Annotated in this window: 15 protein-coding genes; 8 read left to right on the top strand and 7 right to left on the bottom strand. The window is 58.9% G+C overall.

Annotated elements, in window-relative coordinates; translation table 11 throughout:
* Positions 1–20 precede the first annotated feature (20 nt).
* The 6 genes from F617_RS0107455 (at position 21) to F617_RS0107430 (ending at position 6,738) form a co-directional block, all read left to right on the top strand.
* Positions 21–674, top strand: coding sequence for a thiamine phosphate synthase (locus F617_RS0107455; RefSeq protein ID WP_003511427.1), 654 nt, complete (start codon positions 21–23; stop codon positions 672–674).
* Positions 675–682: 8 nt separating this feature from the next.
* Positions 683–1,783 carry a tetratricopeptide repeat protein gene (locus F617_RS0107450; protein ID WP_019564913.1) on the top strand — a complete coding sequence of 367 codons (1,101 nt, stop codon included), beginning with the start codon at positions 683–685 and terminating at the stop codon, positions 1,781–1,783.
* 164 nt (positions 1,784–1,947) lie between these two features.
* Positions 1,948–2,748, top strand: coding sequence for an inositol monophosphatase family protein (locus F617_RS0107445; RefSeq protein WP_003511424.1), 801 nt, complete (start codon positions 1,948–1,950; stop codon positions 2,746–2,748).
* 200 nt (positions 2,749–2,948) lie between these two features.
* A complete protein-coding gene (locus tag F617_RS0107440) occupies positions 2,949–3,968 on the top strand; it encodes a hypothetical protein (RefSeq protein WP_013761839.1) in 1,020 nt (339 codons plus the stop codon).
* A gap of 2 nt (positions 3,969–3,970) precedes the next feature.
* Positions 3,971–5,002 carry a peptidoglycan -binding protein gene (locus F617_RS0107435; RefSeq protein WP_003511422.1) on the top strand — a complete coding sequence of 344 codons (1,032 nt, stop codon included), beginning with the start codon at positions 3,971–3,973 and terminating at the stop codon, positions 5,000–5,002.
* Between the two features lie 89 nt (positions 5,003–5,091).
* Positions 5,092–6,738: an FAD-binding dehydrogenase gene (locus tag F617_RS0107430; RefSeq protein ID WP_019564912.1), complete on the top strand. Its 1,647-nt coding sequence runs from the start codon at positions 5,092–5,094 to the stop codon at positions 6,736–6,738.
* An 11-nt stretch (positions 6,739–6,749) separates the two neighbouring features.
* On the opposite strand, the gene F617_RS0107425 is transcribed toward F617_RS0107430, so the two are convergent.
* Positions 6,750–8,549 (bottom strand): ABC transporter transmembrane domain-containing protein, encoded by a 1,800-nt coding sequence (locus tag F617_RS0107425; protein WP_019564911.1) that lies wholly within the window; start codon positions 8,547–8,549, stop codon positions 6,750–6,752.
* A gap of 261 nt (positions 8,550–8,810) precedes the next feature.
* On the opposite strand from F617_RS0107425, the gene rpmE reads away from it, so the two are divergent.
* Entirely contained in the window at positions 8,811–9,032 is a 222-nt protein-coding gene (gene rpmE, locus F617_RS0107420; RefSeq protein WP_003506183.1) for a 50S ribosomal protein L31, read from the top strand.
* 152 nt (positions 9,033–9,184) lie between these two features.
* Here rpmE and F617_RS0107415 read toward each other — a convergent pair whose 3' ends face one another.
* The 3 genes from F617_RS0107415 to F617_RS0107405 all read right to left on the bottom strand — a co-directional run bounded on the left by F617_RS0107415 (position 9,185) and on the right by F617_RS0107405 (position 11,583).
* The gene (locus tag F617_RS0107415) at positions 9,185–9,700 is read right to left on the bottom strand and encodes a DUF1465 family protein (RefSeq protein WP_003511419.1); all 516 of its coding nucleotides are present in this window, start codon (positions 9,698–9,700) and stop codon (positions 9,185–9,187) included.
* Between the two features lie 405 nt (positions 9,701–10,105).
* Positions 10,106–10,297 (bottom strand): DUF1192 domain-containing protein, encoded by a 192-nt coding sequence (locus F617_RS0107410; protein WP_003511418.1) that lies wholly within the window; start codon positions 10,295–10,297, stop codon positions 10,106–10,108.
* Entirely contained in the window at positions 10,294–11,583 is a 1,290-nt protein-coding gene (locus F617_RS0107405; protein WP_003511417.1) for an MFS transporter, read from the bottom strand. Before F617_RS0107405 ends, F617_RS0107410 begins: the two co-directional genes overlap by 4 nt.
* A gap of 136 nt (positions 11,584–11,719) precedes the next feature.
* On the opposite strand from F617_RS0107405, the gene F617_RS28660 reads away from it, so the two are divergent.
* Positions 11,720–11,875, top strand: coding sequence for a hypothetical protein (locus F617_RS28660; protein ID WP_013761835.1), 156 nt, complete (start codon positions 11,720–11,722; stop codon positions 11,873–11,875).
* A 58-nt stretch (positions 11,876–11,933) separates the two neighbouring features.
* On the opposite strand, the gene F617_RS0107395 is transcribed toward F617_RS28660, so the two are convergent.
* The 3 genes from F617_RS0107395 to F617_RS0107385 form a co-directional block, all read right to left on the bottom strand.
* Positions 11,934–12,959 carry a class I fructose-bisphosphate aldolase gene (locus F617_RS0107395; protein WP_003511414.1) on the bottom strand — a complete coding sequence of 342 codons (1,026 nt, stop codon included), beginning with the start codon at positions 12,957–12,959 and terminating at the stop codon, positions 11,934–11,936.
* A gap of 190 nt (positions 12,960–13,149) precedes the next feature.
* Complete coding sequence (gene pgk, locus F617_RS0107390; RefSeq protein WP_019564910.1) at positions 13,150–14,352, bottom strand: phosphoglycerate kinase; 1,203 nt, start codon at positions 14,350–14,352, stop codon at positions 13,150–13,152.
* A 68-nt stretch (positions 14,353–14,420) separates the two neighbouring features.
* On the bottom strand, positions 14,421–16,286 hold the full coding sequence (locus F617_RS0107385) for a potassium/proton antiporter (RefSeq protein ID WP_026330715.1): 1,866 nt from the start codon (positions 16,284–16,286) through the stop codon (positions 14,421–14,423).
* Between the last annotated feature and the right edge of the window lie 136 nt (positions 16,287–16,422).

Genomic DNA, 16,422 nt, shown 5'->3' with positions numbered 1-16,422 from the left:
TGCCTGAAATGGACGAACCGATGACCAAAGTTGATAACCGTTGCCGCCTTGTTCTGATCGTCCCGCAATTGGACGACGCGCAAAAGCAGGCGACAGAATTGCAAGAAGCACTGCGAGGCGGCGATGTGGCTTCGGTCATCATTCCGCAATATGATCTGGATGACGCCACTTTCCAGAAACGCGCCGAATTGATCGTGCCGATGGTGCAGGAGGCTGGTGCCGCTGCCCTTATCGCGGGCGACAGCCGCGTTGCGAGCCGGGTGAAGGCGGACGGCCTGCATGTGGCGGGCAATGCCGAGGCGCTTGCGGAGGCCGTGGAAAATTTCGCGCCGAAGCTGATCGTTGGCGGCGGCAATGCCGATGATCGGCATAAGGCTCTGGAGATGGGTGAGTCCAATCCGGACTACGTGTTTTTTGGAAAGCTCGAAGGCGACATCAAGCCGGAAGCGCATCCCAAAAATCTGGCACTCGGCGAATGGTGGGCATCGATGATCGAGATTCCATCCATCGTCATGGGCGGCACCGATATCTCGTCGGTGGTTGCCGTGGCCGAAGCCGGCGTGGAATTCGTGGCGATGCGCAGCGGCGTTTTTGACAATGCCTCGGGTGCTGCCCAGGCCGTTTCTGAAATCAACGCGTTGCTTGACGAAAAAGCGCCACGGTTTGACGGTTGATACAGGCGATGTTGATGCGCTCGGTTCACGTCTGCCTTTCTATTTCGCTGCTGGCGCTGTCTTTAGGCGCGCCGGCGGGCGTTGCTTTTGCCCAATCCGGACCGCAAAGCGAAAGCAACGCGCTTTCCCGCCAGTTGGAGGATGAGGCGCAGCCTTCCCGTCAGGGCAGGGTGCAGTCCGAAGAGCAGAAGGACTTGCAACCGTCGCAGGGCGTCAACGTCTATCAGCGCATGGGCGCGGACCTGCCGGCCTTGCCGCCTGAAAAGGAGTTCAAGGGCCGGGTGGATGAGGCCTATGGGCATTTCCAGCGCGGCGAATATGTCCAGGCGCTCGACAAGGCGCTCAACCGTGCGCAGAACGGCGATGCGGCCGCCCAGACGCTGGTGGCGGAAATGATGTCGCGTGGTCTCGGCATCGCCCGCGACGAAAAGACCGCGGCCTTCTGGTACCAGCAGGCGGCACAGGGTGGCGATCCCGTCGCCATGTTCAAATTCGCCCTCATTTTGATGGAGGGCAAGTTCGTTACCCGCGACAAGGCGAAGGCCGACGATTACATGCACCGTGCGGCGGAAGCCGGCAATGCTTCGGCTCAGTTCAACTGGGGGCAGATACTGGTTTCGGAAAATCCCGGCGTAAAGGGATTGCTGATGGCCATGCCGTATTATGAAAAGTCCGCCGAGCAGGGCATTGCCGACGCGCAATATGCGGTGTCGCAGATCTACCACTCGGTCAAGGATGTGCCGGCCGAAAAGAAGGCCAAGGCGCGCGATTGGCTGACGCGGGCCGCAAAGGCAGGCTACGATACCGCGCAGGTCGATCTCGGCATCTGGCTGGTCAACGGTTTTGGCGGCGAGCGAAATCTGGATGAAGGCTTCCGCTGGCTTTACGGTGCTGCGCAGCGCGGCAATGTCGTGGCGCAGAACAAGGTGGCGCATCTTTACATTCAGGCGCTCGGCACACGGCCCGATCCGGTGGAGGCGGCCAAATGGTACGTGCTTTCCCGCCGCGCCGGGCTGAAGGATCCGTCTCTCGAGGATTTTTATCTCGGGATCACCGACGAGCAGCAGAAAAAGGCTATCGAGGCGGCAAATCGTTTCCGTCCGATGTGATGCAAGGCCGGTTGTTCGGCGCCAGCGTGCATGTGCAGGCTTTTTGCCTTGAATTTCCGCGCGTTTTGTGGTCTTGAACCGCAAACTTTCAATTCAAGAAAATAATGACGTTCCTGCCCGGCTAGCTTGCGGGTGGTTCGCAAGCTTTCCAGGAAACAAATTCGATGGCACGTTCAGCCCTTCTCAATGTGATGGTTCAGGCCGCCCTCAAGGCGGGTAAGTCTTTGTCGCGTGACTTCGGTGAAGTGCAGAACCTTCAGGTTTCGGTCAAGGGACCGAGCGATTTCGTATCGCAGGCGGACCTCAAGGCTGAAAAGATCGTGCGCGACGAGCTGATGAAAGCCCGCCCCACCTACGATTTTCTGGGTGAGGAAGGCGGCGAGGAAAAGGGCAGTGATGGTGCGCATCGCTGGATCGTCGACCCGCTGGATGGCACGACCAACTTCCTGCACGGCATTCCGCATTTCGCCGTTTCCATCGCGCTCGAGCGTAACGGAGAAGTCGTAGCCGGCGTGATTTTCAATCCCGCGACCGACGAACTCTACACCGCCGAGCGTGGCGGCGGCGCGTTCCTTAACGATCGTCGTATCCGCGTTGCCGCGCGCAAGGCCTTGACGGATTGCGTCATCGGCTGCGGTGTGCCGCATCTCGGTCGCGGCAATCACGGCAAATTCCTTGTCGAACTTCGCCATGTCATGGGTGAAGCAGCCGGCATCCGCCGCATGGGTGCTGCAGCACTCGACCTTGCCTATGTTGCAGCAGGTCGCCTCGACGGTTTCTGGGAAGCAGAGCTTTCGCCGTGGGATATGGCGGCCGGTCTGGTGCTGATTCGCGAAGCTGGCGGGTTCACCTCCGACGCCAAGGGCGGCGCGGATATCTTCGGCAGCGGCAGTGTTGCTGCCGGAAACGAATATATCCACAAGGCACTTGTGGAAGTTGCCAACCGTCCGATTCCGGGTCGTTGATCGATTTCGGCAGAAAACCTGCCGTTTAATCCAGGTTTTAGGCGCCCGGCGAACTATCGCCGAGCGTTTTTGTTTTTTCGGTCTTCGGTCAAGCCGGCTTTCGTGAAATGCCTGTGACGAAAGACAGGCTTTTCGCTTCAAATCGTCGCAATTTTCAAATAGCGTCCGGTTGATACGTGACCGAAGGGAATGCGAACGTTATGGCGGATTCGGAGTTGCTCGATCTCGGCGTGGAGAAGCCGGTGACCACACGGCAATACAGCCACAAGCTGTCCAGCCCCACACCGTTTCTGTGGACGATGGTTCTGTTTCTGATCCTCGTCGGCTTTCTGGCGGCCATTCTTTACCGGCAGGCGCACACGGCCTTCATGACGAATCCGGGCTTGAACGGCTTCATTCTCGGCGTTCTCGTCATCGGCATCATTCTGGTATTCACGCAGACCATGAGCCTGCGTTCGGAAGTCCGCTGGTTTAACGCATTCCGGGCCGCCGGCAGCGCCGAGAAAGTCGGCCGCGCTCCAAAGCTGCTGGCCCCCATGAGCACGTTAATCGGCAAGCGTGGCGAAGTCCGGCTTTCTGCAGTTACGCAGCGGACAATTCTCGATTCCATCGCGACACGCCTTGATGAATCGCGCGATACTTCACGTTATCTTGTCGGCCTTCTGGTATTTCTCGGCCTGCTCGGCACCTTCTGGGGTCTGATCGGCACCATCGGCGCCATCAGCAATGTCATTCAGTCGCTTGATCCCAGCGCCGGCACCAGCAACGATATTCTAAGCTCGCTCAAGACCGGTCTCACTGCGCCGCTTTCCGGCATGGGAACGGCGTTTTCCTCGTCGCTCCTCGGCCTTTCAGGCTCCCTGATCCTCGGTTTCCTCGATCTTCAGGCCGGCCGTGCCCAAAACCGTTTTTACACCCAGCTCGAAAACTGGCTGTCGTCGGTGACGGATACGTCGGCGGATGGGCCAAGGGAATTCAACGCTGAACCCGGCGCAATGGTCAGCACTGAGCGCTCGCTCGCCGCCATGACGAGTCTTGCTGAAGGCATTCAAGGTCTGGTCAAGAACATGCGCAGCGAGCAGCAGATGTTGCGTGACTGGATCGAGGCGCAGCAGGAGGAATCGAAATCACTTCGCCGCACGCTCGACCGGTTGTCGACACGTATCGACGGCGAGACAAAATCCTCCGGACGCACCCGGCACGATAACGGGAGCGAGTAGCCATGGCGCTTGCGCGCAACCGCCGCCGCGACAGGGGTGTGGATTATTGGCCGGGTTTCGTCGATGCGCTGTCGACGCTGCTCATGGCCATCATGTTCCTGCTGACGGTCTTCGTGCTGGCGCAATTTGTTCTGTCGCGGGAAATTAGTGGCAAGGACGAGGTGTTGACTCGCCTCAACAGCCAGATTGCCGAATTGACTGAACTTCTGGCCATGGAAAAGGGCAGCAAGCAGGATATCGAGGACGCGCTGGCGAGCCTACAATCAACCCTTGCCGCATCTGAAAGCGAGCGCTCACGCCTGCAGTCGCTTCTCGATGCGGGATCGGGCAACAATGCAAGCGCCAATGCCCGGATTGGCAGCCTGACCGGCGAGCTGGATGACCAAAGACAGGCCAATTCCCGCGCCTCCGCACAGATCGAATTGCTCAACCAGCAGATTGCGGCGCTCAGGGCGCAGATCGCATCGGTGGAAGCCGCCCTGCAGGCGTCGGAAGCCAAGGATACCTCATCACAAGTCAAGATCGCCGATCTCGGCCGCCGTCTCAATGTTGCGCTGGCGCAGCGGGTTCAGGAACTCAACCGCTATCGTTCTGATTTTTTTGGGCGTCTGCGTGAAATCCTCTCGGATCGCGAAAACATTCGCATCGTCGGCGACCGCTTTGTCTTCCAGTCCGAAGTGCTCTTTCCATCCGGTGGCAACGACCTCAATCCGCAAGGGCAGGCGGAGATGGAGAAGCTGGCGGCCGCGCTGATCGATCTTGCCAAGGAAATCCCCACCGAGATCAACTGGGTTCTGCGCGTGGATGGCCACACGGACAATGTCCAGCTTTCCGGGTCCGGTCGCTTCCGTGACAATTGGGAACTTTCCTCGGCACGCGCAACCTCCGTGGTGAAGTTCCTGATCTCCAAGGGTGTTCCGGCCAACCGGCTGGTCGCTGCCGGTTTCGGTGAATATCAGCCGATCGCCGAAGGCGACACGCCGGAAGCACGCCAGCAGAACCGCCGTATCGAACTGAAGCTCACCGAGCGCTGACACCTTAAGCCGTATCATAGCGGTTGCCTTGAGCTGCAAGTGAATTTACGTTCGCGTAAACGTAATTCTGTCGCATCTGGGAGGAGCTGATGGAGCGATATGATGTGATCGTTGTCGGCGCGGGGCTTGCCGGTCTGGTCGCAGCGACAGAGGCTGTTGAGCGCGGTTTCAGTGTTTGCCTTGTGGATCAGGAGGGGGAGCAGAACCTGGGCGGGCAGGCCTTCTGGTCGCTGGGTGGTCTGTTTTTTGTTGATAGTCCCGAACAGCGCCGAATGCGGGTGCGCGACAATCTCGATCTTGCAAGGCAGGACTGGTTCGGCTCCGCCGGTTTTGACCGCCCAGAAGATCATTGGCCGCGCCGCTGGGCGGAGGCTTATCTCAATTTCGCCGCGGGGGAGAAACGTCAATGGCTGCATCGGCTGGGCATGCGCTGGTTTCCCGTGGTCGGCTGGGCCGAGCGTGGCGGTGCCCTTGCTCATGGCCACGGCAATTCCGTTCCGCGTTTCCATGTCACCTGGGGCACTGGCCCCGGTGTGCTGGCGCCTTTCGTTGAAAAGGCAAAGACCATGACGGCAAGCGGTCGGCTCACCTTTCGGTTCCGCCACCGCGTCGATCATCTGGATATCACCGACGGCAGGGTGACGGGCATTTCCGGTGTTGTTCTTGCCAGGGATCCGGTGTTGCGCGGGCAACCAAGCAGCCGGGAAGAGCAGGGTGATTTTGTCCTTTCGGCCTCGGCGGTCATCGTCAGTTCCGGTGGCATCGGCGGCAATCAGGAACTGGTGCGGCGCAACTGGCCGTTGGAGCGGCTGGGCAAGCCCCCCGCGACCATGGTCTGTGGCGTGCCTGCGCATGTGGATGGCCGTATGATCGCCATTACGGAAACAGCGGGCGGAACGGTCATCAATCGCGACCGTATGTGGCATTATACCGAGGGCGTGAAAAATCACGATCCGATCTGGCCGGACCATGGCATTCGTATTTTGCCCGGCCCCTCGTCTTTCTGGTGCGATGCGGATGGAAACCGGCTCGCAGCACCCGCGATGCCGGGCTTCGATACGCTCGGCACGCTTAAGATGCTGGGCGAACGCGGCAGCGGTCACAGCTGGTTCATTCTGACCAAGGCAATCATCAAGAAGGAATTTGCGCTTTCTGGTTCGGAGCAAAATCCAGATCTGACGGGTAAGGATGTGCGGCTACTGCTCAAACGGTTGGGCAAGGAGCCACCGGGGCCGGTGCGGGCTTTCATGGAACGCGGCGAGGATTTCGCCGTCCGTGATACGCTGGAAGAACTCGTGGCGGCGATGAATATCATCAACGGCGACAATCGGCTGAATATTGACCACATCCGCTATCAGATAGAGGCAAGAGACCGGGAGATCGAAAACGGTTTCAGCAAGGATGCGCAGGTTACGGCGATCCACGGAGCGCGGCGTTATCTTGGTGATCGGTTGATGCGCACTGCAAAACCACATCGGTTGCTAGACCCGACAAAAGGGCCGCTGATTGCGGTGCGCCTGCATGTGTTGACGCGCAAGACGCTTGGCGGTTTGCATACGGACCTAGAGGCGAGGGTGCTGGACGCGGCCGGCAACCCTGTTCCGGGCCTTTATGCTGCCGGAGAGGTGGCAGGCTTCGGCGGCGGCGGCATGCACGGATATAATGCGCTGGAGGGCACATTCCTCGGCGGTTGCCTGTTTTCGGGCCGTGTTGCGGGGGGTAGCGTGCTAGCTTAAGCCCACACGGCTCACGCTTGAGCGCGCAGTTCGTCCGGCCCTGTCTGGAATTGCAGCCGGGCAAGTCTCGCATAAAGGCCGTTCTGGCGGATAAGACTCTGGTGCGTGCCTTCCTCGATGATACGGCCCTCATCCATCACGAGAATGCGGTCGGCCTTCAACACGGTGGCAAGGCGATGGGCAATGACGATGGTGGTGCGGGTTTTCATCAGCTCATCGAGCGCCTTTTGCACCAGCGTTTCGCTTTCGGCATCCAGTGCAGAGGTCGCTTCGTCAAGAAGCAGGATAGGGGCGTTACGCAGGATGGCGCGGGCAATGGCGATGCGCTGGCGTTGACCGCCGGAAAGCGTTACGCCGCGCTCGCCCACCTGCGTGTCATAACCATCGTTCAGCCGGGCAATGAAGCTGTCTGCCTGAGCGGCGATAGCGGCCGTGCGCACTTCTTCGCGTGTCGCAGCCGGCCGACCGAATGCGATGTTATCGTGGATAGAGGAGGCAAAGATCGCCACATCCTGTGGAACAATGGACAGTCGCGCGCGCAGATCGGCAAGGCGGACATCGCGGATATCGACGCCATCGATGGTGATGCGGCCCTCCTGCGGATCGTAGAACCGCATCAGCAGCGAAAAGACCGTGCTTTTTCCCGCCCCGGAAGGGCCGACGATGGCGACGGTTTCGCCGGCATTGACCTTGAAGGAGAGGCCGGAGATGATCGGGCCACCGGTTGCGAGTGGATAAATGAAACTGACATTCTCGAATGCCGCTTCGCCGCGCGGCGGCTGAACCATCGAAACGGGTGCTGACGGCTCGGCAACGGGCGAGCGCTCGTTCAGCAGTTCGGAAAGCCGTTCAGCCGCGCCGCCCGCCTGCGCCAGTTCACCCCAGACTTCTGAGAGCTGGCCTAGGCCGCTTGCCGCGATGACCGAATAAAGCACGAACTGGCCAAGCGTACCCGCCGTCATGCCGCCGGACAAAACGCTTTGCGCGCCATACCAGAGAATGCCGACGACGCTGCCGAAAACGAGCGCGATGGCGACGGCGGTGAGGATGGAGCGGGCGCCTATCGCTGCGCGCGCACCCTGATAGGCTGCTTCTACGGAGGCGCCGTAGCGGGCATTCGCAAGCGCCTCGGCGTTAAAGGACTGCACGGTGCGGCTCGCCCCGATCGTTTCCGAGGCATAGGCGGCGGAATTGGCCAATGTGTCCTGCGTATTGCGGGAGCGGGCACGAACCGAGCGCCCGAACGCAATCAAAGGAAAAACGATGAACGGGATGGCCAGGAGCGCAAGGCCGGAAAGGCCGGGGCTGGTATAGATCATCATCGCCACCGCGCCGCAGCACATGATGATGTTACGCAGCGCAACGGAAGCTGAGGAGCCGAAGGCCGAGCGAATCTGTACGGTATCCGCGGTCAACCGCGAGGTCAGCTCTCCCGAGCGGTTGGCATCGAAAAACTGCTGCGACAGCGTGGTGAGATGAGCAAAGACATCACGGCGCAGATCGGCAACGACCCTTTCGCCGATGGTCATGACATAATAATAGCGCATGGCGCTGGCGAGAGCGAGAAGGACGGCAATCGCCAGAAGCACGGCGAAGTAGCTGTTGATCATGCCACCGTCCGACGTCTGGAAACCGTGATCGATGATACGGCGAACGGCAAGCGGCAAGGCAAGTGTCGTGGCGGAAGAAAGCACAAGCGCAAACAGGGCCGCCGCCATCAGGCCGCGATACCGCCTGAGATAGGGAAACAGGCCAAGCAGCGGCTTCAGGTTTCTCTGTTTAGCCGCTTTCTGCTCTTCAATGTCTGCCACGTCCGCTACACTCCTCGTTCCGTGCCGTTTTTCGGCCCTTTGCGGGTGAATTTCCGGCGCGCGGTAAAATTCTAGTCCCTGCGGCTATCTCCTTTCACAAGGGGATAGCAGGCTCTTGTTATCTGGGCGACCTTCATGTATAGGCTCCGCATCGAATTGGGAAGCCATAGCCCATCAGGACTATGGCTTCATTTATTGAAATGGCTCAGTTGACGCAATTGCGGCAAATGGACCGCACGTCACTTAACCAGGAAGATTGTCATGAAGGCTGATATCCATCCCGCTTATCACACGATCAAGGTCGTCATGACCGATGGCACCGAATACGAAACCCGCTCGACCTGGGGTTCGGAAGGCGCAGTCATGAACCTTGAAATCGACCCCAAGTCCCATCCGGCATGGACGGGCGGCAACCAGCAGCTTATGGACCGCGGCGGTCGCGTTTCCAAGTTCAACAAGCGTTTCGGCGGCCTCGGCCTCTAATCCACTTGTGGACGGATCATTTAAAAAAAGCCCGGTTTTACCGGGCTTTTTTATTGTCTGTCGATCCGGTGAAACGAGCCTATTGTAGGCCAAAACAAAAAAGCAGGCCCATGAGCCTGCTTTTCGAATTGTCCGGATAAGGTCGTCTTTTCTCAGTTGATCGAGAAAGCCGTGCGCAGAAGGTTAAGCTGCGCCTGCACGCTGTTTTCGTTGTCAGGTACCTTGGTGGCTTCGGACGGACGGTAGATTTCGCGGTCGAGAAGGGCAACGCGGTTCTGAAGGCGGAGCGACCGCTCGATAAGGTCACGGAAGGACTCAGGCAGGTCGTTCCAGCCTGGAGCGTTGCGATCGACGTTGAAGCTGTCGAGCCGCACCTTGCTTTTTTCGCTGAGAACCTGATCGCGTGTCATCTCGCCATTGTTGACGGCGCGCTGCAGAAGCAGCCAGGATGCCATCTGCATCAGGCGGGTGGTGAGGCGCATCGATTCTGCCGCGTAAAGGACAGACGCCATGCGCGGCAGAACCTTTGAAGCGGTACGACCGGCTCCATCAAGATAGCTCGCCGTTTCCTCAACCAAGGTCATGCCTTCGGTATAGAGGGTCTTGAACTGGTTGGAAGCAGCCGCGCGACCCGCAAAGCTAATGGTATTTAAAACCTGTTCCGACATTTTCTTTAAATCCCTGCTCACGCACCACACTGTCAGGCAACGACGACCGGTAATATTTTGTTCCGGCCTTTAGTGTTTTCAGGATGGTATCTTTACCTGAAATGCGCAAGGCAATTATTAAAGAAGGGTTAATACCCACAGTTTTACGAAATCCGGTGATCGGTAAAAAAAGAGCCGCGAAAGCGGCTCTCAAGGTAAAACAGGGAGAAAAATCAGACCAATTCGCCGTATGGAGAAGATGCCTGAGGCCCAGAAGAACTGGACATGTATAGTAATCTCTCAGAAAGCTTAATTTTTGGTTAATGGTAAACGAAAGACTGCATCAGAATCGTTAATCTCGTCTGCCTTTGTGGCAGCAGCTTATCGAGTTAAGACTTGGCCGGAGGTTTTGCTGAAGGCCACCTGTCAGGACCGGAAGAGGTTCTCCGCCGCAAGCCGGCCGGCAGACTTCCTTTTCCTCTCCTCTTCAAGTCGGGTGATTTCGGTTTGAAGAATGTCGATGCGGTTGCTCAGCTCGTCCACCGAAAGAAGGCTGAGATCGCTGCCGATCTCATGCGCTACCGGTTTTTGCGGACGGTCATCGTCCAAGAGGCTCATATGCCTGCTCCTTTTTCAACATGGTCGCCATCGTCCTCGGGATATTGCGGCGCCCGCGGGTCAAGCGCAATGCTTTCCGGTGTCACGAGCGGTGAGGGCGTTGTCGGCATCATCGTCGAGAAATTGTCCTTTTCGGCGTTCGAAAGCGTGGCGCGCTGACGGCTTCTGATGATGGCATAGGCCGTGATCAGCACATGGGCGACGGCTGTCACCAGGAACAGCGCATAGGGGCCGGAATAGGTCATGACCGCGCCGCCGAGCGTCGGGCCGATGATGGTGCCGATGCCATAAAGCAGTAGCAGTCCACCGGAAACCTTGACGAAGTCTTCCGATGCCGCAAAGTCGTTGGCATGCGCCACGGCGATGGGATAAAGCGCGTTGGCGGCGGCGCCGTAAATGGCGATCATCGGAATGAGCACATAGACATCATGCGGCTGCACGGCCGCCACGGCCAGGCCCGCAACCGCGCCAAGCCCCGCCAGTCCGGCAAGCACATAACGGCGGTCAATCCGGTCCGAAAGGCGGCCTGCTGGAAATTGGGCGAGTGCGCCGACGAAAATCGTGACGGAAACCATGATGGCGATCATGGTCGGATCAAGGCCTGCCCGCGCGCCGAAAACGGCGCCAAGCGTACCGTAAGCACCATTGGCGATGCCGATCATCAGGATACCGACGAAGGAGACCGGCGAATTCCGATAGAGGGCGGGTAAGTCCAGCTTCACCTTTTGCAAGGGCTGGGGACTGGCAGCCTTAGAAAGCGTGGCCGGCAGAATGGCGATGCAATAGATGATGCCGCAGATCATGAACAGCGAGCTATTGCTGATATCGCCCATCGGCACGATCATCTGCCCAGCCACGACGCCAAGCAGCGTTATGGCGATATAGAGCGAAAAGATCATGCCGCGGCTCTCATTGGTCGCGCGCTCGTTCAGCCAGCTCTCGATGATCATGGAAGTGCCGGCGGTGCAGAAGCCTGTAAGCGCGCGGAGCGTAATCCACCAGACATCATCGATAACGAGGCCGGTCATCAGCACGGTCAGGCAGACAAGCGCCACGAAGGAGGCAAATGCCCGCACATGCCCCGCACGGCGCACGATGGCGGGCGCCACAAAACAGCCAATGACGAAGCCTGCCGCCCAGGAGGTGCCGAGAAAGCCCAGAATTTCATTGGAATAGCCTTCCGCCGAACCGCGCATGGGTAGCACGAGACCCTGAAGGCCGTTACCGAGAAAAAGAAACAGAGTGCTGGATAAAAGAGCGAATACGGGTAGAAGATTTCTGCTCATGAAGACACTCTCATGCGTTCGAACGTATGGTCGGCAGGCCATAAGACGGGGGTTACCCGAATGAGTTGCACTCTTCTGGTGAACGGTAAAAATGTCCAGCCTGTGACGATGCAGAAATAAAGAAAAGGCTCAATAAATGACAAAGGCGATCGGCCTTTTTTTACTGCTGGCGATGATTGTGCAGATCATCCGCCCCTTGGGCCTGCCCGGCCTCAAGAAAAGAGGCGATTGCTGGAAGATAGCGGTTGCCGCCTTCGTCATCTGGTCGGCGACGCTGCTTTTGCGCCCATAAAGAAAAAGCCGCCCAATGGGGGCGGCTTCAATTTTTTATAAATGCCTGGGGCTATGCCTCAGGCAGCCTTTTCGAGTTCCTGCTTCCAGTTGCCCTTGGCAGCCAGGGTGTTCATCATCGCGCGGTGTGTGAAAGCACGCTGGCCGGCCGCGACATTTTCCTGCTTGCCGCCCCACGCCTTGAGTGCGGTGTCCTGAAGGGCGCGGCCGTACGAATAGGTCAGCGACCAGGGCAGGTCGTAACCGGCATTCATGGCGGAGAGATGTGCCGTCGCCTCTTCGGAGGACTGGCCGCCGGAAAGGAAAGCGATGCCGGGAACGGCAGAAGGCACGGTCGCCTTCAGAACCTTCACGGTCTTTTCCGCCACTTCATCAACGGAAGCCTTGCGGGCATTCTTGCCGTCGATGATCATGTTCGGCTTGAGGATCATGCCTTCAAGGTTGACGCGGGCGTCGAACAGATCCGCGAACACGGTCTGGAGAACCCATTGCGTGACTTCCGCACAGCGATCGATATCGTGCGTACCTGGTTCGCCGTCCATCAGCACTTCCGGTTCCACGATCGGCACGATGTCCGCCTGCTGGCAGAGGGCGGCGTAACGGGCGAGCGACTGGGAGTTTGCCTTGATCGAACCCCAGCTCGGACGCTGATCACCGATGGTGATGACGCCGCGCCACTTGGCGAAACGCGCGCCGGCTTCATGGTACTTGCGCAGGCGCTCATACAGGCCGTCAAGGCCTTCGGTGATGAATTCACCCGGGTGGAAAGCCATCGGCTTGGCGCCGATATCCACCTTGATGCCCGGCAGGCTGCCGGCGGCCTTGATGATGTCCACGAATGGCGTACCGTCGGCGGCCTTCTGGAACAAGGTTTCTTCGTAAAGGATGACGCCGGAGATGCACTTCTTCATGGCGTCGTCGGAGCGGAACAGCATTTCGCGATAATCGCGGCGGGCGGTCTCGGTTGATTCCAGGTTGATGCTGTCGAAACGCTTCTTGATCGTTCCTGTGGATTCGTCGGCGGCGAGCAGGCCCTTGCCGTCTGCAACCATTTTGATTGCGATGTCTTCGAGACGTTCGGTCATTTGCTATTCTCCCAAGGCACAATAAATTCCCGATAACAGAAGTTCCAGGGCAGGGAAATGGCATGCTAACTCATTGAAACGATTGAAATCATTTCAATCGTTTGAAACTTTCCTCCCATGCGCACTTACCAAAAAACAAGGCCGGCCAAGCATCGCTTGTCCGGCCTCGTGTCAGGCAAGTGTGGGAAGTCTACTTGGCGGCGGTCAGGATGGCAACGCCCGGCAATTCCTTGCCTTCCATCCATTCTAGGAAGGCGCCGCCTGCCGTCGAGATATAGGTGAAATCGTCCGAGACTTCGGCATGGTTGAGTGCCGCGACCGTATCGCCGCCACCGGCGACGGAGACGAGCTTGCCGGCCTTCGTGCATTCGGCGGCATGTTTTGCGGCAGCAACGGTTGCCGCATCGAAGGGCTCGATTTCGAAGGCGCCAAGCGGGCCGTTCCAGACCAGCGTTTCCGCGCGCGAAATCCAGGCTTTGATGCTTTCGACCGATTTTGGGCCGACATCGAGAACCATGGCGTCAGCGGGAATGGCGTTGATATCGACGATTTCATTTGCCGCACCGGCCTTGAATTCGCGGGCAACCACACCGTCTTCCGGCAGTACGATCGCACAGCCGGATGTCGCCGCCTCGATCATGATCTGTTTTGCGGTTTCGGCAAGGTCGTGCTCGCACAGGGACTTACCGACTTGTGCGCCACGCGCGGCAAGGAAGGTATTGGCCATGCCGCCGCCGATGACGAGGGCATCGACCTTCTTGACGAGGTTCATCAGGAGATCGATCTTGCTTGAAACCTTGGCGCCGCCGACGATGGCGACGACCGGGCGAACAGGCTGGCCAAGGCCTTTTTCCAGCGCCTCAAGCTCGGCCTGCATGGTGCGACCGGCATAGGCGGGCAGATGACGCGCCAAGCCCTCGGTCGAGGCGTGCGCACGGTGCGCCGCAGAGAAGGCGTCGTTCACATAGATATCGCCATTGGCTGCCAGAGCCTCGACGAAGGCGGTGTCATTCTTCTCTTCGCCCTTGTGAAAGCGGGTGTTTTCCAGAAGCAGGATATCGCCATCATTCATTTTCGCGACTGCGTCGGCTGCCGGCGCACCGATGCAATCGGATGCGAAGAAAACGGCGTGATCCAGCACTTCCTCGACCGCAGGCACGATCTGGGAGAGCGACATGTCGGCGACCGGTTCACCCTTGGGGCGACCGAAATGGGCGAGCAGAATGACTTTTGCGCCTTTTTCGGAAAGCTCCAGAATGGTCGGTGCAACCCGCTCGATACGGGTGCTGTCCGTCACTTTGCCATCCGCAACCGGCACGTTGAGATCAACACGGACAAGGACGCGCTTTCCGGCAATATCGTTAAGGTCATCGATGGTCTTGAAGGCGGGCATAGGTCGATCCTGATTTCGTTGCGAGTTCGGGACGGACCATACTATGCCTGATTGCCGACGCAAGCCGGTCAGGCCTCATTTTCTCTTGCCTCGTCTGAAGGCGCGGAAATGCCCTTGCCGGCAGCGGTGGAGCCCGACTGGCGCCGCTGCGCCAGATAAGCGCGCACGCGGCGGAGAATTTCCGAAAAGCTGATAAAGATCGGCAGGCCGATAGCCGGTTCGACCGGCTCAAGCGAAATTCCGATCCCGGTAATCGCCTCATGTTCGTCCAGCGCCCGAACGATGAGAACAATAGAACCGAGGCGCACCCGGTCGGCATAATCTGCCTTGCCAGAAAGGCGCGCCTCGATCAGTTCCGCGATGCTCATGGCATGCTCGTTGGCCGAAATAAGGCCGGGGCCGTAGGCGGCGTCAAGCTCCGTGGCCGGACGCGCGGGAGAGATTGCAAAGATCCCGAAGAAATCGGCGTCGTCATCCGCAACCGGCAGGGCGCTTGCAAACAGCCGGTCGATCAGCCGCGTATAACCGGGCGCGATAAAAAGATAGACGAGATCATTTTCGCGCAGGCGCCCGGCATATTGGTAGCGGATGGATTTGCCATCACGCACGACGAGCGAAGGCATCGCCCAGCGGGGAATTCGCTCGCCCTGCATGATGGCGCTGCCTTTGGCCACGCGGTAGGAAATCAGTTCGTGATTGGCAGTGCCGGGAAGGTCCACTTCCAGTTTGTCGACATCACCCATGCGCGGCGGCACGATCAGCCCGAGCCGTGTTGCCACCGGTTTGATGGTCCAGCCTTGCAGCAAGAGCGACACGAGCACGATGATGAAGGCGGCATTGAAATAGATTTGCGCATCGTCCAGCCCGCCAAGAATGGGCATGATGGCAAGCAGGATGGAAACCGCTCCACGAAGGCCCACCCATGCCACGAATGAGGTTTCCTGCTGGGTATAGTTGAAGGGCATGAGGCTGAGCCACACCGCAAGCGGGCGGGCAACAAAGATCAGGAAAAGCGCAAGCAGCACGGCCGGAATGGCAATCGCTGGAAATTGCGATGGCGTTGCCAGAAGGCCGAGCATTAGGAACATGATGATCTGGGCAAGCCAGGTCAGCCCTTCATGGAAACGACGGATGGTCTCCTTGGCAAAAATCCGGCGGTTGCCGGCAACGATGCCCGCCACATAGACCGCAAGAAATCCACTGCCGCCAATAGCGCCGGTGAAGGAGAAGACCAGCAGGGCAAGAGCCAGCACGAAGATCGGCGCCAGCCCGCGGTCGGCAGCGAAACGGTTGACGACTGTTGCGATCATGACGCCGCCGAGCAGGCCGAAGATAACACCGAGACCCATTTCCTCGACGAACAGCAGCAGGAAGCCGGTGTCGATGCCGGCCAGTCCCTGTCCCTTGGCGATGATCTCGACCAGCGCGACGGTGAGGAAAATCGCCATGGGATCATTAGTGCCGGATTCGACCTCAAGCGTTGAGCGGACCTGATCGCGGATATGAATGCCGCCGATGCGCAAGAGAAAGAATACGGCTGCCGCATCCGTAGAGGCGACGATGGCGCCGAGCAGCAGGCCTTCCAGCCACGACAGTCCGAGCAGCAGGGCGGCAGCGCCTGCGAAAAACACGGATGTGAGGATGACGCCGACGGTGGCGAGGGCGACGGCGGGCGCTGCCGAAAGCCGGAAGGATTGTATCGACGTACCGAAACCGGAATCGAAAAGGATGACGGCGAGAACGAGCGAGCCGAGCATATAGGCGAGCGGATTGTTGGTGAACTGGATACCGAGGCCATCCACGCCTGCCGCAAGGCCAATCATCAGGAAGAGCAGCAGGAGCGGTGCGCCGAACCGGAAGGCGATGAGGCTTGAGAACGCTGCGACGAGAACCAGAACAGTTGCCACCAGCAACAGAAGATAAAATGATTCCACGTCCACCGCCTCTTTCAAACCGCGCTGGCCGTCGCAATCAATGCCCTGCACGTTTGCAGTCAATGCGCCACGGGTTGCGGTCTGTCAGCGCTGTTGTGGGTGGCGATGAAAGGCGACGCAAGGCGGGGTGTATCGA

The organism is Agrobacterium sp. 10MFCol1.1 (assembly GCF_000381165.1).
GTDB classification, from domain to species: Bacteria; Pseudomonadota; Alphaproteobacteria; order Rhizobiales; family Rhizobiaceae; genus Agrobacterium; species Agrobacterium tumefaciens.
Note: the sequence above shows the minus strand (reverse complement) of the source record. Positions and strands in the feature narration are given on the sequence as shown.

Coding starts and splice junctions, on each gene's coding strand:
- F617_RS0107450 (WP_019564913.1), top strand. CDS start 683: ATGTTGATGCGCTCGGTTCACGTCTGCCTTTCTATTTCGCTGCTGGCG.
- F617_RS0107440 (WP_013761839.1), top strand. CDS start 2,949: ATGGCGGATTCGGAGTTGCTCGATCTCGGCGTGGAGAAGCCGGTGACC.
- F617_RS0107415 (WP_003511419.1), bottom strand. CDS start 9,700: ATGTCGGAACAGGTTTTAAATACCATTAGCTTTGCGGGTCGCGCGGCT.
- F617_RS0107395 (WP_003511414.1), bottom strand. CDS start 12,959: ATGACCGAACGTCTCGAAGACATCGCAATCAAAATGGTTGCAGACGGC.
- F617_RS0107445 (WP_003511424.1), top strand. CDS start 1,948: ATGGCACGTTCAGCCCTTCTCAATGTGATGGTTCAGGCCGCCCTCAAG.
- F617_RS0107405 (WP_003511417.1), bottom strand. CDS start 11,583: ATGAGCAGAAATCTTCTACCCGTATTCGCTCTTTTATCCAGCACTCTG.
- F617_RS0107430 (WP_019564912.1), top strand. CDS start 5,092: ATGGAGCGATATGATGTGATCGTTGTCGGCGCGGGGCTTGCCGGTCTG.
- pgk (WP_019564910.1), bottom strand. CDS start 14,352: ATGCCCGCCTTCAAGACCATCGATGACCTTAACGATATTGCCGGAAAG.
- F617_RS28660 (WP_013761835.1), top strand. CDS start 11,720: ATGACAAAGGCGATCGGCCTTTTTTTACTGCTGGCGATGATTGTGCAG.
- F617_RS0107455 (WP_003511427.1), top strand. CDS start 21: ATGACCAAAGTTGATAACCGTTGCCGCCTTGTTCTGATCGTCCCGCAA.
- F617_RS0107435 (WP_003511422.1), top strand. CDS start 3,971: ATGGCGCTTGCGCGCAACCGCCGCCGCGACAGGGGTGTGGATTATTGG.
- F617_RS0107410 (WP_003511418.1), bottom strand. CDS start 10,297: ATGAGCCTCTTGGACGATGACCGTCCGCAAAAACCGGTAGCGCATGAG.
- rpmE (WP_003506183.1), top strand. CDS start 8,811: ATGAAGGCTGATATCCATCCCGCTTATCACACGATCAAGGTCGTCATG.